The sequence below is a fragment of the Escherichia sp. WS1451 genome (genome assembly GCF_046487365.1).
GTDB lineage: Bacteria > Pseudomonadota > Gammaproteobacteria > Enterobacterales > Enterobacteriaceae > Escherichia > Escherichia coli.
Map to the genome: position 1 here is coordinate 64,896 of NZ_JBJQJP010000013.1, position 21,560 is coordinate 86,455.

At 53.2% G+C, this 21,560-nt stretch carries 22 protein-coding genes; 13 read left to right on the plus strand and 9 right to left on the minus strand.

The genetic code is table 11. From position 1 onward, the window contains the following. The 8 genes from sapD to puuA all read right to left on the minus strand — a co-directional run bounded on the left by sapD (position 1) and on the right by puuA (position 8,273). A complete protein-coding gene (sapD, locus tag ACJHX7_RS16910; protein ID WP_001128858.1) occupies positions 1 to 993 on the minus strand; it encodes a peptide ABC transporter ATP-binding protein SapD in 993 nt (330 codons plus the stop codon). Further along, on the minus strand, positions 993 to 1,883 hold the full coding sequence (gene sapC, locus ACJHX7_RS16915) for a peptide ABC transporter permease SapC (RefSeq protein WP_001146163.1): 891 nt from the start codon (positions 1,881 to 1,883) through the stop codon (positions 993 to 995). The genes sapD and sapC overlap by 1 nt, the downstream gene beginning before the upstream one ends. After that, the gene (gene sapB / locus ACJHX7_RS16920) at positions 1,870 to 2,835 is read right to left on the minus strand and encodes a putrescine export ABC transporter permease SapB (RefSeq protein ID WP_000583281.1); all 966 of its coding nucleotides are present in this window, start codon (positions 2,833 to 2,835) and stop codon (positions 1,870 to 1,872) included. The genes sapC and sapB overlap by 14 nt, the downstream gene beginning before the upstream one ends. Then, positions 2,832 to 4,475, minus strand: coding sequence for an ABC transporter substrate-binding protein SapA (gene sapA / locus ACJHX7_RS16925; RefSeq protein ID WP_001250202.1), 1,644 nt, complete (start codon positions 4,473 to 4,475; stop codon positions 2,832 to 2,834). The genes sapB and sapA overlap by 4 nt, the downstream gene beginning before the upstream one ends. Before the next feature lie 312 nt (positions 4,476 to 4,787). Further along, positions 4,788 to 5,033, minus strand: a complete 246-nt coding sequence (locus tag ACJHX7_RS16930) for a YmjA family protein (RefSeq protein ID WP_001015102.1) — start codon at positions 5,031 to 5,033, stop codon at positions 4,788 to 4,790. A 133-nt stretch (positions 5,034 to 5,166) separates the two neighbouring features. Next, positions 5,167 to 6,552, minus strand: a complete 1,386-nt coding sequence (gene puuP, locus ACJHX7_RS16935) for a putrescine/proton symporter PuuP (RefSeq protein WP_094030119.1) — start codon at positions 6,550 to 6,552, stop codon at positions 5,167 to 5,169. Then, positions 6,542 to 6,706 carry a protein YmjE gene (locus ACJHX7_RS16940; protein ID WP_120795382.1) on the minus strand — a complete coding sequence of 55 codons (165 nt, stop codon included), beginning with the start codon at positions 6,704 to 6,706 and terminating at the stop codon, positions 6,542 to 6,544. The genes puuP and ACJHX7_RS16940 overlap by 11 nt, the downstream gene beginning before the upstream one ends. A gap of 148 nt (positions 6,707 to 6,854) precedes the next feature. After that, positions 6,855 to 8,273: a glutamate-putrescine ligase gene (gene puuA / locus ACJHX7_RS16945; protein WP_001296746.1), complete on the minus strand. Its 1,419-nt coding sequence runs from the start codon at positions 8,271 to 8,273 to the stop codon at positions 6,855 to 6,857. Positions 8,274 to 8,484: 211 nt separating this feature from the next. On the opposite strand from puuA, the gene puuD reads away from it, so the two are divergent. From puuD to puuE, 5 genes are all read left to right on the plus strand, one after another. Continuing rightward, positions 8,485 to 9,249, plus strand: a complete 765-nt coding sequence (gene puuD / locus ACJHX7_RS16950; protein ID WP_094030118.1) for a gamma-glutamyl-gamma-aminobutyrate hydrolase — start codon at positions 8,485 to 8,487, stop codon at positions 9,247 to 9,249. A gap of 26 nt (positions 9,250 to 9,275) precedes the next feature. Further along, positions 9,276 to 9,833 carry an HTH-type transcriptional regulator PuuR gene (puuR, locus tag ACJHX7_RS16955; RefSeq protein ID WP_001278727.1) on the plus strand — a complete coding sequence of 186 codons (558 nt, stop codon included), beginning with the start codon at positions 9,276 to 9,278 and terminating at the stop codon, positions 9,831 to 9,833. A gap of 149 nt (positions 9,834 to 9,982) precedes the next feature. Beyond that, the gene (puuC, locus tag ACJHX7_RS16960; RefSeq protein ID WP_410231667.1) at positions 9,983 to 11,470 is read left to right on the plus strand and encodes an aldehyde dehydrogenase PuuC; all 1,488 of its coding nucleotides are present in this window, start codon (positions 9,983 to 9,985) and stop codon (positions 11,468 to 11,470) included. Between the two features lies 1 nt (position 11,471). Beyond that, positions 11,472 to 12,752, plus strand: coding sequence for a gamma-glutamylputrescine oxidase (gene puuB, locus ACJHX7_RS16965; RefSeq protein WP_094030116.1), 1,281 nt, complete (start codon positions 11,472 to 11,474; stop codon positions 12,750 to 12,752). A 37-nt stretch (positions 12,753 to 12,789) separates the two neighbouring features. Continuing rightward, positions 12,790 to 14,055, plus strand: coding sequence for a 4-aminobutyrate transaminase (gene puuE, locus ACJHX7_RS16970; protein ID WP_094030115.1), 1,266 nt, complete (start codon positions 12,790 to 12,792; stop codon positions 14,053 to 14,055). Positions 14,056 to 14,185: 130 nt separating this feature from the next. Here puuE and pspF read toward each other — a convergent pair whose 3' ends face one another. Next, positions 14,186 to 15,163 (minus strand): phage shock protein operon transcriptional activator, encoded by a 978-nt coding sequence (pspF, locus tag ACJHX7_RS16975; protein ID WP_000852835.1) that lies wholly within the window; start codon positions 15,161 to 15,163, stop codon positions 14,186 to 14,188. A 166-nt stretch (positions 15,164 to 15,329) separates the two neighbouring features. On the opposite strand from pspF, the gene pspA reads away from it, so the two are divergent. The 8 genes from pspA (at position 15,330) to tyrR (ending at position 21,517) form a co-directional block, all read left to right on the plus strand. Next, positions 15,330 to 15,998: a phage shock protein PspA gene (gene pspA / locus ACJHX7_RS16980; RefSeq protein WP_094030114.1), complete on the plus strand. Its 669-nt coding sequence runs from the start codon at positions 15,330 to 15,332 to the stop codon at positions 15,996 to 15,998. Between the two features lie 53 nt (positions 15,999 to 16,051). After that, on the plus strand, positions 16,052 to 16,276 hold the full coding sequence (gene pspB, locus ACJHX7_RS16985) for an envelope stress response membrane protein PspB (protein WP_001274963.1): 225 nt from the start codon (positions 16,052 to 16,054) through the stop codon (positions 16,274 to 16,276). Beyond that, the gene (gene pspC / locus ACJHX7_RS16990; RefSeq protein ID WP_000907387.1) at positions 16,276 to 16,635 is read left to right on the plus strand and encodes an envelope stress response membrane protein PspC; all 360 of its coding nucleotides are present in this window, start codon (positions 16,276 to 16,278) and stop codon (positions 16,633 to 16,635) included. The genes pspB and pspC overlap by 1 nt, the downstream gene beginning before the upstream one ends. Before the next feature lie 8 nt (positions 16,636 to 16,643). After that, positions 16,644 to 16,865 (plus strand): phage shock protein PspD, encoded by a 222-nt coding sequence (gene pspD / locus ACJHX7_RS16995; RefSeq protein WP_001295585.1) that lies wholly within the window; start codon positions 16,644 to 16,646, stop codon positions 16,863 to 16,865. 74 nt (positions 16,866 to 16,939) lie between these two features. Then, a complete protein-coding gene (gene pspE / locus ACJHX7_RS17000; protein ID WP_000473108.1) occupies positions 16,940 to 17,254 on the plus strand; it encodes a thiosulfate sulfurtransferase PspE in 315 nt (104 codons plus the stop codon). A gap of 118 nt (positions 17,255 to 17,372) precedes the next feature. After that, on the plus strand, positions 17,373 to 18,770 hold the full coding sequence (locus tag ACJHX7_RS17005; RefSeq protein ID WP_000825765.1) for a YcjX family protein: 1,398 nt from the start codon (positions 17,373 to 17,375) through the stop codon (positions 18,768 to 18,770). Continuing rightward, on the plus strand, positions 18,767 to 19,828 hold the full coding sequence (locus ACJHX7_RS17010; protein ID WP_094030113.1) for a YcjF family protein: 1,062 nt from the start codon (positions 18,767 to 18,769) through the stop codon (positions 19,826 to 19,828). The genes ACJHX7_RS17005 and ACJHX7_RS17010 overlap by 4 nt, the downstream gene beginning before the upstream one ends. 147 nt (positions 19,829 to 19,975) lie before the next feature. Then, positions 19,976 to 21,517 (plus strand): transcriptional regulator TyrR, encoded by a 1,542-nt coding sequence (gene tyrR, locus ACJHX7_RS17015; RefSeq protein WP_001296041.1) that lies wholly within the window; start codon positions 19,976 to 19,978, stop codon positions 21,515 to 21,517. Positions 21,518 to 21,560 lie beyond the last annotated feature (43 nt).

Here is a 21,560-nt window from a genome sequence, read left to right on the forward strand (position 1 = left end):
TCATTCTTTCTCCATGTTCAGCGGGAAATGACAGGCATAGAGATGATTTTTCGCCCCCGTCAAACGTGGCGTCACAATGCATTCTCGTTGTGCATACGGGCAACGCGGCCCCAGACGACACCCAATCGGTAGCTGTTCCAGCAGCGGGATAGCGCCGGGCAGCGTATTGAGGCGACTTTTATGCGGCATCGCGCTGCCGAAGTCTGGTATCGCGCGGATCAGCGCCTGGGTATAAGGATGATGTGGCATCGTCACCAACTCCTTACTTGGCGCGGTTTCCACCGTTTGACCGCAGTAAAGCACGTTAATTTTATCCGCCCATTGGCTAAGCATTTGTAAGTCATGGCTGATAAGCAAAATAGTGGTATTGCTGTTTTGGTTGAGACGCGTCAGGAGGCGAAAGATTTGCGCCTGGGTTGTTGGCTCCATTGAGTTTGTCGGTTCGTCAGCAATCAGCAGACGCGGTTGATTCGCCAGTGCAATGGCTATCATCACTTTCTGACATTCACCTTCGGTCAACTCATAGGGAAAACTGCGCATCGCATCTTTGTGATCTTTAATCCCCACGCGGTGCAGCAGTTCAATGGCACGGCGTTTGCGCCAGCCAAAACGCTGCCACCAACGGCCTTTATAGGTCCAGGCTGGGATGTTTTGCATCAACTGGCGACCCACACGTTCTGAAGGGTCAAGACACGACTGCGGTTCCTGGAAAATCATCGACACGTTGTGACCAACCAGCTTGCGCCGTTCGCGTGCGGAGAGACGCAGCAAATCGATATCATCAAAACGCATACGATCAGCTGTGACACGCCAGTTATCTTTATTCACCCCACAAATCGCTTTCGCAATCAAACTTTTGCCGGAACCTGATTCGCCAACAAGACCGCGGATTTCACCTTCGGTTAAGGTCATACTTACGCGGTCGACGGCTTTAACCCACTCATCACCGGTTTTAAATTCAATGGTCAGGTTACGAATATCGAGTAATGGCATTATTCCACCCCCGCAATAATTGCACGACGGACACCGTCGCCAAGGAGGTTAACCAACAGCACGCTAATCATAATTGCCGCACCTGGCAGCATGACAGTCCACGGGGCGACATAAATCAGTTCCAGCGCATCACCGAGCATCGCTCCCCATTCAGGCGAGGGGAGTTGTGCGCCGAGATCGAGAAAGCCCAGCGCGGCGATATCGAGAATTGCCATCGACAGTGCGCGGGTGATCTCGGTGACCAGCCCGGCGGTGATGTTTGGCATCACAGCAAACCAGAGAATATTCAGCGTTGATGCGCCATCCAGACGGGCGGCGATAACGTACTCTTTTTCCAGTTCGTCATGCACCATGCTGTAAATCGAACGTACCATACGAGGCAGCAGCGCCAGCCAGACGGCAAACATGGCGTGAGACAAACTCGGTCCGGCAAACGCTACAACGATAATTGCCAGCAGTAGGGAAGGGATCGCCAGTAAGGTATCCAGAATATGGTTAAGCACCGCTGAGCGGAGGCCGTGCGTCGCCCCGGCGAAGGTGCCCAGTACCAGGCCACAGATCGTCGCGGCAAGCGTCACCACAAATGCGCCGCCTACGGTTGGCGCAGCTCCGCTCAGTAAACGGCTTAAAACATCGCGTCCGAGGTCGTCAGTCCCAAGGAAGAAAGAAACTTCGCCATAGCGCGACCATGACGGCGGCAATAATTGGTAACCGAGAAATTGCTGGTCGATGCCGTAAGGCGCAAACCAGCCGCCAAAAATACACAGTACAGCCAGCCCCGCGCAGCCGTACAGGCCGACCATCGCAGAGGCGTCACTATAAAATTTGCGCCAGGCGGTACGCAGCGTGCCCGGCGGGCGCTTTTCGCTGTATACGCTATCGTAAGGCATACCATTCCTTATGTTTCAGAGGGTTAGCCATGGCACCCAAAATATCAGAAATCACGTTAACAATAATGACCAGTGAGCCACACACCATCACTCCGGCGGAAATGGCTGCGTAATCCTGCTGGCGGATGGCGTTAATTAACCAGCGCCCTAAACCCGGCCAGCTAAAAACCATTTCGGTGATCATCGCCAGCGTCAGCATGGTAGAAAACTGTAAGCCCAGGCGAGGAATAACCGGAGGTAACGCGTTATGCAGAACGTGGCGACGCAAAATAGTAAAGCGCGACAAACCGCGGGTCGCCGCTGCTTTAACATAGTTCTGGTCATACACTTCGATAGTGCTGATACGCATTAGTCGGATCACTTCAGTTGTTGGCGCAACCGACAGGGTGATCACGGGTAATATCATATGGCGGATTGCGCTCATGACCATTTCATCCCGCCACGGTGAGTCCGAAAGCCAGGCATCAATCAACGCAAAACCGGTAATCGGTTTCACTTCGTAGAGCAAATCGAAACGCCCAGAAACGGGCAACCAACCTAGCGTGAGTGAACAAAACAGCGTCAGCAGAAGCGCCAGCCAGAACACCGGGATTGAAAAGCCCAGTAAGGCGATGGCGTTGATCAAGTTATCCTGCCACTTATGGCGCGTAATCCCGGCAATCATTCCCACGGGGATGCCAACAATCAGCGCAAAACCAAAGGCGAGGATGCACAGCTCCATCGTCGCCGGGAAGACCTCTTTTAACTGTTCGGCAATCGGTTGACCGTTAATGCTGGAAACACCAAAATCCCAGTGGATCAGGCCGTTAAACCAGAACACCCAGGCATTCCACAGTGACGCGCCTTGTAACGGCGCATGTGGGGTGAAATAGCTCAAGCTGAAGCCAACGAAGGTCAGCAGGAACAAGGTGACAATCAATAACAAAATGCGGCGTAAGGTGAAGATAATCATGGCTTTTTCACCTCATCCTGTTTCTCGCGATACACCCCAGCAAAGGAGGCGTTACCAAACGGGCTAAGTACCAGACCTTTGATATCGTACCGATAGGCCTGCAAACGCAATGACGACGCCAGCGGCAGAATAGGTAATTCCTGCGCCAGAATACTTTGCGCTTCGTCATAGGCTTCAATACGCGCCGCCAGCTGCTGCGAGGAGAGCGCCTTACGCAACACGCTGTCGAATTTCGGATCGCACCAGTGGGCGAGGTTGGTCTGTGAATGAATTGCCGCGCAGCTCAGTAACGGGCGGAAGAAACTGTCCGGGTCGTTACTGTCCGTCGCCCAACCGGATAACGTCAGATCATGGCTCATATCCATCAACCGCGCCTCCTGAAAACGACCTTCTACCGGCACAATCACCACTTTTACGCCAACCTGTGCCATATCCGCCTGAATCAGTTCGGCGGTTTTCAGTGGACTGGGGTTCCACGCCTGCGAACGTGTGGGCACCCACAGTTTCAGCGTTAAGTTTTCCAGCCCCAACGCCTTCAACTGTTCGCGCGATTTTGCCGGATTGTATTCAGTAATTTTAGCCTCGTTGTCATAGGCCCACGAGGCGCGCGGTAAAATAGAGGCCGCCGTTTCAGCCGTACCATAATAGATGGATTGCATCAGGCGCTGGTTATTAATCGCCAGTGCCAGTGCATGGCGGACCGCCGGATTATTTAGCGGCGGTTTAGCGGTGTTAAACGCCAGATAGGCGACGTTCATCCCCGGGCGCAGCGTTAAACGCAAGCGCGGGTCGTCACGCAAAATGGATAGCTGACTGGCGGCAGGCCAGGCCAGAACGTCGCATTCCCCGGTCAGGAGTTTCGACAGACGTCCGGTGCCGCCGGAGCCTAAATCCACCACCACCTGCGGCATTAACGGCTTACCACGCCAGAAGTCATCATGACGTTGTAAGCGAATATATTGCCCGGCGCGGTATTCCGACAACTGATACGGACCGGTGCCGACCGGTTGACGGTCGAGTTGCTCCTGGCGATCTTCTTTCTCTAACTTCCCTGCATATTCTGCCGACATGACCGAAGCATAATGGGTCGCGAGGTGCCACAAAAAAGAAGCATCCGGCTGGGCGAGTCGGAACTCAACGGTATGATTATCCAGTTTACGGACGCTTTTCACGTTATCGGCAAATTGCAGACTGTCGAAGTAGGGGAAGTTACTGCCGTTGACGTTATGCCACGGGTTGTTGCGGTCAAAAATTCGCTGGAAGGTAAACACCACATCGTCGGCATTCATTTTACGAGTGGGAGTAAACCAGTCGGTTTTTTGAAACGGAACATCGCGACGCAGGTGGAAGCGATAGGTCGCGCCGTTGTCGAGTACTTCCCAGCTTTCGGCAAGTTCCGGCATCAGGCGATAGGTATAGGGATCGACATCCAGCAGTCGATCATAAAACTGGGCGGCAAGGGTATCGACAATTAACCCACTGCTCGCTTTGGATGGGTTAAAGGTGTTGACTTGCCCGCTGACGCAATAGACAAAACCGCTGTCGCGGATATCAGCATGCGGGGGGGATTCAGGCGCGGCGATTGCCTGACCACTCACAAGTCCAGCAATCACCAAAAGAGACGATAATACCTGGCGCATAATATTAAGGGATTTTATGTAAAGAGGCTATCTTACTAATATTTAATGACATTTGCCATTACCGTTTGTGTTCAGGGGTCGTAATGAGGGCCGTGTGGTTGGTCGTTGAACAGGTGGCGTCGCCATCTGTTCAACATTCGTACCCGTGATTTCTCTATAACTATAACTCACAGAACAACTTAGCGAGGAGCAGAGCGGTACGATCGTGAGAAACCCATTAAAGCACGCTGCAGTGCGTGTCATTTTTAGCCGGATGCGGCGCGAACGCTTTATCCGGGCAACGATACTGACCGATCGTCTGCAATGAAATAATTACTCATTACCCCATTGATTCAAAAACTCTGCGATCTCATCAATGCGTACGGGATTAATCCCCGCTTCAGCAGCCATTTCATGTTGGGCTTCTTCGCTGATTTCTTCATTGTTCATCAAACGGGTGAGCAGTAACTGGAAGTAGAGGGCCAGCGGTGTGCGTTCAGCGTCTGCGACAGGCTCTGCGCATTCGGTCGCGTACTCATCGGCAATATCAAAATATTTTAGCGGGATATCGTGGTTCATTATTTGCCCCTGGGGTTAATGCGCTAAGCATAAGGGCGGATGATAGCACTCGTGATCCGGGTCATACATCTTTTTATAGTTAATGGCGCGGTGCATTACCCTCAGCCAGGATAATGCGCCGCGCATCCGACTATTACGTTTCGCTCACCGGCGTTCTGTCACCATCATACAACGGCACTTTGCGATAGCGGCGGATCAGATACCACAAATATGCGCCGCCTAACGAAGCCCATACCAGACCGAGTGTCAGTGACGTTGACTCGAGGTTAACCCACAGCACACCCACCGTCAGCGCGCCAACCAGCGGCATCAGCAAATAGTGGAAGTGATCCTTCCAGCTTTTATTCATTCCTTTACGCCGCCAGAAATGATTAAACACCGACAGATTTACGAAGGTAAATGCCACCAGAGCATCGAAGTTAATCAATGCTGTCGCGGTGACTAAATCAAAGAACAGCGCCGACAACGCGACAATCCCGACCATAATGACGTTCAGTGCCGGAGTCCGCCATTTTGGGTGCACATAGCCAAACACGCGCTCCGGAAACACATTGTCACGCCCCATCACATACAGCAGACGCGACACGCTGGCATGTGACGCCAGGCCAGACGCTAACGTGTTCACAAACGTGGTACAGAGGAAAATCGACTGGAAGAGCTTGCCGCCAACGTACAGCGCAATTTCAGGCAGTGCGGCGTCCGGGTCTTTAAAGCGGCTGATATCAGGAAAGAACAGCTGCATAAAGAACGACGCAGCGATAAAGATAACGCCGCCGTATACCGCCGTCAGGAAGATGGCTTTCGGGATCACGCGTGCGGCGTCCGGCGTCTCTTCCGAAAGCGTGGTCACCGCATCGAAACCGAGGAAGGAAAAACAGACAATCGTCGCCCCGGTAATAATCGGGATCAGGTGCGCGTTCTCGCTGATAAACGGCTGAAGTGACCAGACGGTGCCAACGCCTTCTCCTTTATGCAGTCCCTGAACCACCAGGAAGATAAACACCACCATGATGGAGATTTGCACCAACACAAACAGGGTATTGAAGTTAGCAACCAGGTTGACGCTCTTCAGATTCGCGGCGGTTAAAATGGCGACGAAGGTTACCACCCACACCCACGGCGGCACTTCCGGGAAGAGGGCGGAGAGATAGATTTTCGCCAACAAGACGTTGATCATCGGCAAAAAGAGATAATCCAGCAGCGATGACCAGCCGACCATAAATCCGACGTGCGGGTTAATCGACTTTTGCGCGTAGGTATAGGCCGAACCGGCTTCCGGAAACTGGCGAACCAGTTTGCCGTAGCTGATAGCGGTAAACAGCACGCCCGCCAGCGCCAGCAAATAGGACGCCGGAACGTGACCGTCGCTAATGCCGGAGACAATACCAAAAGTATCAAATACGGTCATCGGCGTGAGATAGGCCAGACCCATCATCACCACCTGCCACAATTTCAGTGATTTTCGCAGACGGGTTTTGCCAGGTTGCGCAGCAATAGTCAGTGGTGAATTAATAGCCATAATTGCTGCCTCCCCTGCGTAATAAGGTTTGCGGTCGTGTCGACCTGAAATCAAACCTGTTTAGCAAGGGAAGCAAAGGGGGCGGAGTCCAGTCAGTCGCAGGAGGGGCGCATACGCAGCCTCCCTCGCCATGCGGGGATTTAATCATCGGCATCATCTCATTTCCTCGTCACAGTCTTAATCGTTAACGGAAGCCCGTTGCCGCCTGCGCTCCATAACGCGACATCCGGGAAATGTCTGGATTACCAGCAAATGTCAGGCCTGGCTCCGCTCAGGCCGATGAAACAACCCCGCAAGGGGTATTACGCGTTTTTCAACATCCACTCAATTTCTGTTTCTGTGATGAGGCGCTCAAACTGCAACAGCTCATCATTTTTACAGGCGTGATAGACATGGCAGAAGCGTTCGCCTAAATAGCGGCGCAGGTGATCATTCTCGATAAACTCACCCAGGGCATCGCTCTGGCGAATCGGGAAGGGTAAGCCTTCCTGTTCCAGCCCGTTACCTTCGACTTCTTCCTGTAATGGCAGTTCGTTATCAAGGCCATGCAAAATACCGGCAAAAATCGCCGCCATCACCAGATACGGGTTGGCATCGGCACCCGCCACGCGATATTCCACGCGGTGATTATGGCGATCGCCGCAGGGAATACGCAGGGCGACGGTGCGGTTGTTATGGCCCCACGACGCCTGCGTCGGTACATACATACCTGGCTGGAAGCGGCGATACGAGTTCACGTTTGGTGCCAGCAACGCCATTGATGACGGCATCAGGTCAATCATCCCGGCAAGCATCTTTTTCAGCAGCGGCGAATCTTCGCCTTCCGCGTCAGAAAGCACGTTCTCGCCACGGTTATTTTGCATACTGATATGGATATGCATCCCGCTGCCCGCGTGCTCTTCATACGGCTTCGCCATAAAAGTGGCGTGCATCTTATGCTTTTCTGCCATCAGACGCACCAGGCGTTTTAGTGCCAGCGCATCATCGCAAGCTTCCAGCACGTTATCGGTATGGTAAAGATTGATTTCAAACTGACCCGGCGAGGCCTCAGCGACCGCGCCATCAGCCGGAATCAGCTGTAACTGCGCCAGTTCATCAATATCATTGAGCACGTCGGCGAAGTGGTTGAGATTATCAACGGAGTAAACCTGGCTTTGTGTATTGCGGTCATCGGTGCCGGGCGCGCAGGGCGGTTGCAGATACCCTTCAGCGTCGCGCTGGCGATCCAGTAAATAGAACTCCAGCTCTACCGCTACGACCGGGAACAATCCGCGCTGGCGCAGCTGCTGCCACAGGCGGTTAAGAACGTTCCGCGGCTCAACGTCAAAGGGAGCGCCATCTTCATCGACCATGGTCAGGAGCATCTGACCGATAAACTCTGGATCGGCGGCAGAAGGGGTTAAGGAACCGAGAACAGGAACACAGGTACGATCCGGTTCGCCCATTTCCTGACCCAGACCCGCTTCTTCAACTACGTTGCCCAGAATATCCATTGCAAATACCGAGGCCGGGAAATAACACCCTTTCTCGAGCTTCTTCAGGCTTGAAACAGGAATACGTTTTCCACGGAAGCAACCATTCAAATCGGTAAGTAAAACATCAACATATTGCGTATTCGGGTAGCGCTCCAGGTAGCGTTTCACTTCCTGCGTAAAGGCGCTACCCCGCCTCTCTTCTGACTGCTGAACAAAGTTCTCTACTTCAACGATATTGGTTTCCATGATTCTTCGCCTTTGGTTTGTTTTCCGCTCGTTATCAAAGCGTAAAATATAATGACCACCATTCGAATCTGTATGCAAACTAAATGTTTGTCAAATGTTAAATTGAGTTTGCAAAAATGAAAACTCGCTGCTAGATTGAAAAAATATTGAACATAAAGGTCATTTAAAGCGCAGTAATGGCGATAATTTAGTCCACTTTATGAGATTGAGCATGGAAAATATAATGAACAATCCGGTTATCGGTGTCGTAATGTGCAGGAACAGGCTTAAGGGTCATGCGACCCAGACTCTGCAAGAAAAGTACCTGAATGCCATCATCCACGCAGGCGGTTTGCCAATAGCGCTACCACATGCGCTGGCGGAACCGTCGTTACTTGAACAACTTTTGCCGAAACTCGATGGTATTTATCTTCCTGGTAGTCCCAGCAATGTGCAGCCGCACCTATATGGTGAAAACGGCGATGAGCCTGACGCCGATCCCGGGCGTGATCTTCTGAGCATGGCGTTAATTAATGCCGCACTCGAAAGGCGCATCCCCATTTTCGCCATCTGCCGGGGTTTACAGGAACTGGTGGTGGCAACAGGTGGTTCGTTGCATCGCAAGCTGTGCGTACAGCCTGAATTGCTGGAACATCGGGAAGATCCCGAACTGCCGGTGGAGCAGCAATATGCACCGTCGCATGAAGTTCAGGTTGAAGAGGGGGGATTGCTGTCTGCGTTGTTACCTGAATGTAGCAACTTTTGGGTAAACTCTCTGCATGGACAAGGGGCGAAGGTCGTTAGCCCACGGTTGCGTGTTGAAGCTCGCTCGCCGGATGGCTTAGTTGAGGCGGTTAGCGTCATCAATCATCCTTTTGCGCTGGGCGTACAGTGGCACCCGGAATGGAACAGTAGCGAGTACGCGCTTTCGCGTATATTGTTCGAGGGCTTTATCACCGCTTGTCAGCACCATATCGCTGAAAAACAGCGACTCTGACCACTACAGTTTAAGGAAATGCAAATATGAGTGATGAGGGACTGGCGCCAGGAAAACGCTTGTCGGAAATCCGCCAGCAGCAGGGGCTTTCACAACGTCGTGCCGCCGAACTCTCCGGGCTGACTCACAGTGCTATCAGTACGATAGAACAAGATAAAGTCAGCCCTGCCATCAGTACGCTGCAAAAGCTGCTGAAGGTGTATGGTCTGTCACTCTCGGAATTCTTTTCCGAGCCGGAAAAACCTGATGAGCCGCAGGTCGTCATTAATCAGGACGACTTAATTGAGATGGGCAGTCAGGGTGTGTCAATGAAGCTGGTTCATAACGGTAACCCGAATCGCACGCTGGCGATGATCTTTGAAACTTACCAGCCGGGCACAACCACTGGGGAAAGAATTAAGCATCAGGGTGAGGAAATAGGCACTGTACTGGAAGGTGAAATTGTTCTGACGATTAATGGTCAGGATTACCACCTCGTCGCGGGGCAAAGTTATGCCATTAATACCGGCATCCCGCACAGTTTCAGTAATACGTCGGCAGGTATTTGCCGAATTATCAGCGCCCATACGCCCACCACGTTTTAATCTTTTTGTTCTGTAAGCCGGGTAAGCGCAATGCGCCCGGCAATCTATAAAGAATGTCGCCAGAAATAAACGGGCATACGGCCCGGGGATCTCTGCGCCCTGACGTTCACAAACTGCATATATCTGATAGACGTGAAACAGGAGTCATAATGAATTTTCATCATCTGGCTTACTGGCAGGATAAAGCGTTAAGTCTCGCCATTGAAACCCGCTTATTTATTAACGGTGAATATACTGCTGCGGCGGAAAATGAAACCTTTGAAACCGTTGATCCGGTCACCCAGGCACCGCTGGCGAATATTGCGCGCGGCAAGAGCGTCGATATCGACCGTGCGGTGAGCGCAGCACGCGGCGTATTTGAACGCGGCGACTGGTCACTCTCTTCTCCGGCAAAACGTAAAGCGGTACTGAATAAACTCGCCGATTTAATGGAAGCCAACGCCGAAGAGCTGGCACTGCTGGAAACTCTCGACACCGGCAAACCGATTCGTCACAGCCTGCGTGATGATATTCCCGGCGCGGCGCGCGCCATTCGCTGGTACGCCGAAGCGATCGACAAAGTGTATGGCGAAGTGGCGACCACCAGTAGCCATGAGCTGGCGATGATCGTGCGTGAACCGGTCGGCGTGATTGCCGCCATCGTGCCGTGGAATTTCCCGCTGCTGCTGACTTGCTGGAAACTCGGCCCGGCGCTGGCGGCGGGAAACAGCGTGATTCTAAAACCGTCTGAAAAATCACCGCTCAGTGCGATTCGTCTCGCGGGGCTGGCGAAAGAAGCGGGGCTGCCGGATGGTGTGTTGAACGTGGTGACGGGTTTTGGTCATGAAGCCGGGCAGGCGCTTTCGCGCCATAACGATATCGATGCCATTGCCTTTACTGGCTCAACCCGTACCGGGAAACAGCTGCTGAAAGATGCAGGCGACAGCAACATGAAACGCGTCTGGTTGGAGGCGGGCGGCAAAAGCGCCAACATCGTTTTCGCCGACTGCCCGAATTTGCAACAGGCGGCAAGCGCCACCGCCGCAGGCATTTTCTACAACCAGGGGCAGGTGTGTATCGCCGGAACGCGCCTGTTGCTGGAAGAGAGCATCGCCGATGAATTCTTAGCCCTGTTAAAACAGCAGGCGCAAAACTGGCAGCCGGGCCATCCACTTGATCCCGCAACCACCATGGGCACCTTAATCGACTGCGCCCACGCCGACTCGATCCATAGCTTTATTCGGGAAGGCGAAAGCAAAGGGCAACTGCTGCTGGATGGCCGTAACGCCGAGCTGGCTGCCGCCATCGGCCCGACCATCTTTGTGGAGGTAGACCCGAATGCGTCCTTAAGCCGCGAAGAGATTTTCGGTCCGGTGCTGGTGGTCACGCGTTTCACATCAGAAGAACAGGCGCTACAGCTTGCCAACGACAGCCAGTACGGACTTGGCGCGGCGGTATGGACGCGCGACCTCTCCCGCGCGCACCGCATGAGTCGCCGCCTGAAAGCCGGCTCCGTCTTCGTCAATAACTACAACGACGGCGATATGACCGTGCCGTTTGGCGGCTATAAGCAGAGCGGCAACGGGCGCGACAAATCCCTGCACGCCCTTGAAAAATTCACCGAACTGAAAACTATCTGGATAAGCCTGGAGGCCTGAAATGACCGAACATACCAGCAGTTATTACGCCGCCAGTGCGAATAAATACGCACCATTCGACACGCTGAATGAGTCGATTTCCTGCGACGTTTGCGTGGTCGGTGGCGGCTATACCGGGCTGTCTTCCGCGCTGCATCTGGCGGAAGCGGGCTTTGATGTAGTGGTTCTCGAAGCCTCACGCATCGGCTTCGGCGCAAGCGGACGCAATGGCGGGCAGCTTGTGAACTCCTACAGCCGCGACATCGACGTGATCGAAAAAAGCTACGGCATGAACACCGCCCGTATGCTCGGCAGCATGATGTTTGAAGGCGGAGAGATCATCCGCGAACGTATCAAACGTTATCAGATTGACTGCGACTACCGCCCCGGCGGCCTGTTTGTGGCGATGAATGATAAACAGCTCGCCACACTCGAAGAGCAGAAAGAGAACTGGGAACGCTACGGCAATAAACAGCTGGAGCTGCTGGACGCCAACGCTATTCGCCGCGAGGTCGCCAGCGATCGCTACACTGGTGCGCTGCTGGATCACAGCGGTGGGCATATTCACCCGCTAAACCTCGCCATTGGCGAAGCGGACGCCATCCGCCTGAACGGAGGGCGCGTGTATGAGCTTTCTGCGGTGACGCAGATCCAGCACACCACGCCAGCCGTGGTGCGGACTGCCAATGGTCAGGTGACGGCGAAATATGTGATTGTCGCCGGGAATGCGTATCTGGGCGATAAAGTAGAGCCGGAACTAGCGAAACGCAGCATGCCGTGCGGCACGCAGGTGATCACCACCGAACGGCTGTCGGAAGATTTAGCCCGTTCGCTGATCCCGAAAAACTACTGTGTGGAAGACTGTAACTATCTTCTTGATTACTACCGCCTGACTGCCGATAACCGCCTGCTGTACGGCGGCGGCGTGGTCTACGGCGCACGCGACCCGGACGATGTTGAGCGCCTTGTGGTGCCGAAACTGCTGAAAACCTTCCCGCAACTGAAGGGCGTGAAAATTGATTACCGCTGGACGGGCAACTTCCTGCTGACCCTGTCACGCATGCCGCAGTTTGGTCGCCTCGATACCAACATCTACTACATGCAGGGCTACAGCGGCCACGGCGTCACCTGTACCCACCTCGCCGGGCGTTTGATTGCTGAACTGCTGCGCGGTGACGCCGAGCGTTTCGACGCCTTCGCCAATCTGCCGCATTACCCGTTCCCCGGCGGGCGCACGCTGCGCGTCCCATTTACCGCGATGGGCGCGGCTTATTACAGCCTGCGCGATCGTCTGGGCGTTTAATTTCCGATTAACAGTGAAGAGTCAAAAGGTGTGAAACATGAGCAACAATGAATTCCATCAGCGTCGTCTTTCTGCTACCCCACGCGGGGTTGGCGTGATGTGTAACTTCTTCGCCCAGTCGGCAGAAAACGCCATGCTGAAGGACGTAGAGGGCAACGAATACATCGATTTCGCCGCAGGCATTGCGGTGCTGAATACCGGGCATCGCCACCCTGATCTGGTCGCGGCGGTGGAGCAGCAATTGCAACAGTTTACCCACACGGCGTATCAGATTGTGCCGTACGAAAGCTACGTCACCCTGGCGGAGAAAATCAACGCCCTTGCCCCGGTGAGCGGGCAGGCTAAAACTGCGTTCTTCACCACCGGTGCGGAAGCGGTGGAGAACGCGGTGAAAATCGCCCGCGCCCATACCGGACGCCCTGGCGTGATTGCGTTTAGCGGCGGCTTCCACGGTCGTACATATATGACCATGGCGCTGACCGGAAAGGTCGCGCCGTACAAAATCGGCTTCGGCCCGTTCCCCGGTTCGGTATATCACGTACCTTATCCGTCAGATTTACATGGCGTTTCAACGCAGGACTCTCTCGACGCCATCGAACGCTTGTTTAAATCGGACATTGAAGCGAAGCAGGTGGCGGCGATTATTTTCGAACCGGTGCAGGGCGAAGGCGGTTTCAACGTTGCACCAAAAGAGCTGGTTGCCGCCATTCGCCGCCTGTGCGACGAGCACGGCATTGTGATGATTGCCGATGAAGTGCAAAGCGGCTTTGCGCGTACCGGTAAACTGTTTGCCATGGATCACTACGCCGATAAGCCGGACTTAATGACGATGGCGAAAAGTCTCGCGGGCGGCATGCCGCTTTCGGGCGTGGTCGGTAACGCGAATATTATGGACGCGCCCGCGCCGGGCGGGTTGGGTGGTACTTACGCCGGGAACCCGCTGGCGGTGGCTGCCGCGCACGCTGTGCTCAACATTATTGACAAAGAATCACTCTGTGAACGCGCGAATCAACTGGGCCAGCGCCTGACAAACACGTTGATTGATGCCAAAGAAAGCGTTCCGGCCATCGCGGCGGTACGCGGTCTGGGGTCTATGATTGCGGCAGAGTTTAACGATCCGCAAACGGGCGAGCCGTCAGCGGCGATTGCACAGAAAATCCAGCAACGCGCGCTGGCGCAGGGGCTGCTTCTGCTGACCTGTGGCGCATACGGCAACGTGATTCGTTTCCTGTATCCGCTGACCATCCTGGATGCGCAATTCGATGCGGCAATGAAAATTTTGCAGGATGCGCTGAAAGATTAATACGCAGAAGCAGGGTCAACGCAATAATGTCTGATACGCTGCGCTTATCAGGCCTGCAAACGACGTATTGATTATGTATGCCGGATAAGGCGTTCACGCCGCATCCGGCAAGTTGTATTGCCCAACTTCGCTAAATCTGGTGCTTTTTCAACAACGCGCGGAACTGATGATAGGTTAACCCCAGTAATTCAGCCGCGCGCTTCTGGTTATATTTCCCTTGTTGCAAACTGAGTTGCAGCAACTCTTTTTCCTGCTGCATCTGAAACTCACGTAAATCCAGCGGCAGTGTTGGAAGCGAGGTGGTTTCTGAAACGGCGATAGCGTCTTCAGGCGGACGCCGTTTAAAGGGATCAATAATGATGTCATCAAGCGGATAATCGCTGGTGCCGTGGCGATACACTGAACGTTCCACCACGTTTTTCAATTCACGAATATTTCCCGGCCAGCGATAATTCAGCAATGTTTCTCTGGCGCGCTCCGTAAAACCCGGGAACAGAGGCAGCTTGATTTCCCGACACATCTGAATGGCAAAGTGTTCTGCCATCAGCATAATGTCGCTTTCGCGCTCGCGCAGGGGCGGCAGTTGCACTACATCGAAAGCCAGCCGGTCGAGCAGGTCAGCGCGAAAAGTACCTTCATTGACCATCGCCGGGAGATCGGCATTCGTCGCGCATACCAACCGCACATTCACCTGCAATGGCTGGCTACCGCCAACGCGCTCCAGTTCACCGTACTCAATCACACGCAATAATTTTTCCTGCACCATCATCGGTGCCGTAGCGAGTTCATCAAGAAATAGCGTACCGCCATCGGCACGTTCAAATCTCCCAGGATGACGTTTTTGCGCACCGGTAAACGCCCCCGCTTCGTGACCAAACAGTTCGGAATCCAGCAGATTTTCATTTAACGCCGCGCAGTTAAGGGAAATAAACGGCCCTTGCCAACGGGAGGAGAGATAATGCAGACGGCTGGCAATCAGCTCTTTACCTGTGCCGCGCTCGCCGATGATGAGCACCGGTTTGTCCAGCGGTGCGAGATGCGAAACCTGTTCCAGCACTTCGAGAAAGCTGTTCGCCTCACCGAGTAAATTATCTTTGTATTCTGCCATGATGAAATTCGCCACTTGTTAGTGTAATTCGCTAATTCATCCTGGCATGTTGCTGTTGATTCTTCAATCAGATCTTTATAAATCAAAAAGATAAAAAATTGGCACGCAAATTGTATTAACAGTTCAGCAGGACAATCCTGAACGCAGAAATCAAGAGGACAACATTATGGGTATTTTTTCTCGCTTTGCCGACATCGTGAATGCCAACATCAACGCTCTGTTAGAGAAAGCGGAAGATCCACAGAAACTGGTGCGTCTGATGATCCAGGAGATGGAAGATACATTGGTTGAAGTACGTTCTACTTCGGCGCGTGCGCTGGCAGAAAAGAAACAGCTGACTCGCCGTATTGAACAAGCGTCGGCTCGTGAAATTGAATGGCAGGAAAAAGCGGAACTGGCACTGCTGAAAGAGAGAGAGGATCTGGCGCGTGCGGCGTTAATTGAAAAACAGAAACTGACCGATCTGATTAAGAGCCTGGAACATGAAGTGACGCTGGTGGACGATACGCTGGTGTGTATGAAGAAAGAGATCGGCGAGCTGGAAAACAAATTGAGCGAAACACGCGCTCGCCAGCAGGCATTGATGTTACGCCATCAGGCGGCAAACTCGTCGCGCGATGTGCGTCGTCAGCTGGACAGTGGCAAACTGGATGAAGCAATGGCTCGTTTCGAATCTTTCGAACGTCGAATTGACCAGATGGAAGCGGAAGCAGAAAGCCACAGCTTCGGTAAACAAAAATCGCTGGACGATCAGTTTGCCGAACTGAAAGCCGATGATGCAATCAGCGAGCAACTGGCACAATTAAAAGCCAAAATGAAGCAAGACAATCAATAATAACATCCAGGCGGCGTCCGAACGCGCCGCCGCTCATCGTCTAAGGAGTCCTTATGAGCGCGCTATTTCTGGCTATTCCGTTAACCATTTTTGTGCTGTTTGTTTTACCGATCTGGTTATGGCTGCATTACAGCAATCGTTCTGGTCGCAGTGAATTGTCGCAAAGTGAGCAGCAGCGATTAGCGCAACTGGCTGATGAAGCAAAACGGATGCGCGAACGTATTCAGGCGCTGGAATCCATTCTTGATGCAGAACATCCGAACTGGAGGGATCGCTAATGGCGGGCATTAATCTCAATAAAAAATTATGGCGTATTCCACAGCAGGGCATGGTCCGTGGCGTCTGCGCCGGGATTGCCAACTATTTTGATGTACCAGTAAAACTGGTGCGTATCCTGGTGGTGCTGTCGATTTTCTTCGGTCTGGCGCTGTTTACCCTGGTTGCTTACATCATTTTGTCATTTGCGCTTGATCCAATGCCGGACAACATGGCCTTTGGTGAGCAGCTACCTTCCAGCAGTGAATTGCTGGATGAAGTCGACCGTGAACTGGCGGCAAGTGAAACGCGTTTACGCGAGATGGAACGTTATGTCACTTCCGATACTTTCACGTTACGTAGCCGTTTCCGTCAACTGTGAGGAAAGTTATGAATACTCGCTGGCAACAGGCCGGGCAAAAGGTGAAGCCTGGTTTCAAATTAGCAGGCAAGCTGGTACTTCTTACCGCACTGCGCTATGGCCCGGCGGGTGTGGCGGGCTGGGCGATAAAATCAGTTGCTCGCCGACCGCTGAAAATGTTGCTGGCTGTGGCGCTGGAACCGCTGTTAAGTCGGGCTGCCAATAAACTGGCGCAGCGTTATAAAAGGTGAGGGGAGTTTCGCAAAAATTGTTAAAGCTAAGGCGTATTATGGATGGCAATTTTTATCCATAGAAGGACGCTTACATGTTTAAAAAAGGCTTACTTGCTCTGGCACTGGTGTTTTCACTGCCCGTTTTCGCCGCTGAACACTGGATCGATGTTCGTGTTCCTGAGCAGTATCAGCAAGAGCACGTTCAGGGGGCCATCAATATTCCCCTGAAGGAAGTGAAAGAGCGCATTGCCACCGCCGTTCCGGATAAAAACGACACCGTGAAAGTGTATTGCAATGCCGGACGCCAGTCAGGGCAGGCAAAAGACATCCTTAGCGAGATGGGATATACCCACGTTGAGAACGCCGGCGGCCTGAAAGACATCGCAATGCCGAAGGTCAAAGGTTAACAAATTACTTATTGAGCGGTGTAAACAACGCCGCTTATTCATTTGATAAATCAAAATTAACCCACATTATTATCTCCAGTATCTAATCCTTTCTACAGCTTTCTGGCACAGGACAGCAATGAAGCGACTTAAAAATGAACTTAATGCGCTGGTGAATCGGGGTGTCGACAGACATCTGCGCCTCGCCGTAACCGGACTTAGCCGCAGCGGCAAAACGGCGTTTATCACTGCGATGGTCAATCAGTTGCTCAATATTCACGCCGGAGCAAGGTTGCCGCTGTTAAGCGCGGTGCGTGAAGAACGGCTGCTGGGCGTAAAACGCATTCCCCAGCGTGACTTTGGCATTCCGCGCTTCACCTATGATGAAGGGCTGGCGCAGTTATATGGCGATCCACCCGCCTGGCCAACGCCAACGCGCGGCGTCAGCGAAATTCGCCTGGCGCTACGTTTTAAATCGAACGATTCGCTGCTACGCCACTTTAAGGATACCTCCACGCTGTATCTGGAGATTGTGGATTATCCCGGCGAATGGTTGCTCGACCTGCCGATGCTGGCGCAGGACTATTTAAGCTGGTCGCGCCAGATGACGGGCTTACTTAATGGTCAGCGCGGCGAATGGTCGGCGAAATGGCGAATGATGTGCGAAGGGCTGGACCCGCTAGCGCCTGCCGACGAAAACCGGCTGGCAGACATTGCCGCCGCGTGGACCGATTATCTCCACCACTGTAAACAGCAGGGGCTGCACTTTATTCAGCCTGGGCGCTTTGTCTTGCCGGGAGATATGGCAGGTGCGCCCGCGCTGCAATTCTTCCCGTGGCCGGATGTCGATGCCTGGGGTGAGTCCAAACTGGCGCAGGCCGAAAAGCATACCAATGCCGGAATGCTGCGCGAGCGCTTTAATTATTATTGCGAGAAGGTGGTGAAGGGGTTCTATAAGAATCATTTTCTGCGCTTTGACCGCCAGATTGTGCTGGTGGATTGCCTGCAGCCTCTCAACAGTGGGCCACAGGCATTTAATGATATGCGTCTGGCGCTGACGCAGCTGATGCAAAGTTTCCACTACGGGCAGCGAACCCTGTTCCGGCGTTTGTTTTCGCCGGTTATCGATAAGCTATTGTTTGCTGCGACTAAAGCAGACCATGTGACCATCGATCAGCACGCCAATATGGTTTCATTACTGCAACAACTAATTCAGGATGCCTGGCAAAATGCCGCGTTCGAAGGGATCAGCATGGACTGCCTGGGGCTGGCGTCAGTTCAGGCGACCACCAGCGGCATTATTGATGTTAACGGTGAGAAAATCCCGGCGCTGCGCGGTAATCGACTCAGCGATGGCGCACCGCTCACTGTTTATCCTGGCGAAGTTCCCGCTCGTTTGCCCGGTCAGGCGTTCTGGGATAAGCAAGGCTTCCAGTTTGAGGCGTTTCGTCCGCAGGTGATGGATGTTGACAAACCGCTGCCGCATATTCGCCTTGATGCTGCGCTGGAATTTTTAATAGGAGATAAATTGCGATGACCGAACCGTTAAAACCACGTATTGATTTCGACGGTCCACTGGAGGTCGATCAGAATCCTGAATTCAGGGCGCAGCAGACCTTTGACGAAAATCAGGCACAAAATTTTGCCCCGGCCACACTCGACGAAGCGCAGGAAGAAGAGGGGCAAGTTGAAGCGGTAATGGATGCAGCGTTACGTCCTAAGCGCAGCCTGTGGCGCAAAATGGTGATGGGCGGGCTGGCTCTGTTTGGCGCAAGCGTTGTCGGGCAGGGTGTACAGTGGACAATGAATGCCTGGCAAACCCAGGACTGGGTAGCGCTGGGTGGATGTGCTGCAGGGGCATTGATTATCGGCGCTGGCGTAGGTTCTGTGGTAACAGAGTGGCGGCGCTTATGGCGCTTGCGACAGCGCGCCCATGAACGCGACGAAGCGCGTGATTTATTGCACAGCCACGGCACGGGTAAAGGCCGTGCATTCTGCGAAAAACTGGCGCAGCAGGCGGGCATCGATCAGTCACATCCGGCGCTGCAGCGCTGGTATGCCTCAATCCATGAAACGCAAAACGACCGTGAAGTGGTCAGTTTGTATGCGCATTTGGTCCAGCCAGTTTTAGATGCCCAGGCGCGGCGCGAAATCAGCCGTTCGGCAGCGGAATCAACATTGATGATTGCGGTCAGCCCGCTGGCGCTGGTGGATATGGCATTTATCGCCTGGCGCAATCTGCGTTTGATTAATCGCATCGCCACGCTGTATGGCATTGAACTGGGGTATTACAGCCGTTTGCGCCTGTTCAAGCTGGTATTGCTGAATATCGCTTTCGCCGGAGCCAGCGAACTGGTGCGCGAAGTGGGGATGGACTGGATGTCGCAAGATCTCGCTGCTCGTTTGTCTACCCGCGCAGCTCAGGGGATTGGTGCAGGACTTCTGACGGCACGACTGGGGATTAAAGCTATGGAGCTTTGCCGCCCGCTGCCGTGGATTGACGATGACAAGCCACGCCTCGGGGATTTCCGTCGTCAGCTTATCGGTCAGGTGAAAGAAACTCTGCAAAAAGGCAAAACGCCCAGCGAAAAATAATGCAATATCGGGTGCTGACCGGATATCTTTACGTCGAAGTGCCCGTTTTTCCGTCTTTGTGTCAATGATTGTTGACAGAAACCTTCCTGCTATTCAAATAGTGTCATATCATCATATTAATTGTTCTTTTTTCAGGTGAAGGTTCCCATGCGTCTGGAAGTCTTTTGTGAAGACCGACTCGGTCTGACCCGCGAATTACTCGATCTACTCGTGCTAAGAGGCATTGATTTACGCGGTATTGAGATTGATCCCATTGGGCGAATCTACCTCAATTTTGCTGAACTGGAGTTTGAGAGTTTCAGCAGTCTGATGGCCGAAATACGCCGTATTGCAGGTGTTACCGATGTGCGTACTGTCCCGTGGATGCCTTCCGAACGTGAGCATCTGGCGTTGAGCGCGTTACTGGAGGCATTGCCTGAACCTGTGCTCTCTGTCGATATGAAAAGCAAAGTGGATATGGCGAACCCGGCGAGCTGTCAGCTTTTTGGGCAAAAATTGGATCGCCTGCGCAACCATACCGCCGCGCAATTGATTAACGGCTTTAATTTTTTACGCTGGCTGGAAAGCGAACCGCAAGATTCCCATAACGAGCATGTCGTTATTAATGGGCAGAACTTCCTGATGGAGATTACGCCTGTTTATCTTCAGGATGAAAATGATCAACACGTCCTGACCGGTGCGGTGGTGATGTTGCGATCAACGATTCGTATGGGCCGTCAGTTGCAAAATGTCGCCGCCCAGGATGTCAGCGCCTTCAGTCAAATTGTCGCTGTCAGCCCGAAAATGAAGCATGTTGTCGAACAGGCGCAGAAACTGGCGATGCTAAGCGCGCCGCTGCTGATTACGGGTGATACCGGCACCGGAAAAGATCTCTTTGCGTATGCCTGTCATCAGGCAAGCCCCAGAGCGAGCAAACCTTACCTGGCGCTGAACTGTGCGTCTATACCGGAAGATGCGGTCGAGAGTGAACTGTTTGGTCATGCTCCGGAAGGGAAGAAAGGGTTCTTTGAGCAGGCGAACGGTGGTTCGGTGCTGTTGGATGAAATAGGTGAGATGTCACCACGGATGCAGGCGAAATTACTGCGTTTCCTTAATGATGGCACCTTCCGTCGGGTTGGCGAAGACCATGAGGTGCATGTCGATGTGCGGGTGATTTGTGCTACGCAGAAGAATCTGGTCGAACTGGTGCAAAAAGGCGTGTTCCGTGAAGATCTCTATTATCGTCTGAACGTGTTGACGCTCAATCTGCCGCCGCTACGTGACTGTCCGCAGGACATCATGCCGTTAACCGAGCTGTTCGTCGCCCGCTTTGCCGACGAGCAGGGCGTGCCGCGTCCGAAACTGGCCGCTGATCTGAATACTGTACTTACGCGTTATGCGTGGCCGGGAAATGTGCGGCAGTTAAAGAACGCTATCTATCGCGCACTGACACAACTGGACGGCTATGAGCTGCGTCCTCAGGATATTTTGTTGCCGGATTATGACGCCGCAACGGTAGCCGTGGGCGAAGATGCGATGGAAGGTTCGCTGGACGAAATTACCAGCCGTTTTGAACGCTCGGTATTAACCCAGCTTTATCGCAATTATCCCAGCACGCGCAAACTGGCAAAACGTCTCGGCGTTTCACATACCGCGATTGCCAATAAGTTGCGGGAATATGGTCTGAGTCAGAAGAAGAACGAAGAGTAAGCGTGAATATGCCTGATGGTGCAACACCATCAGGCATATTAAC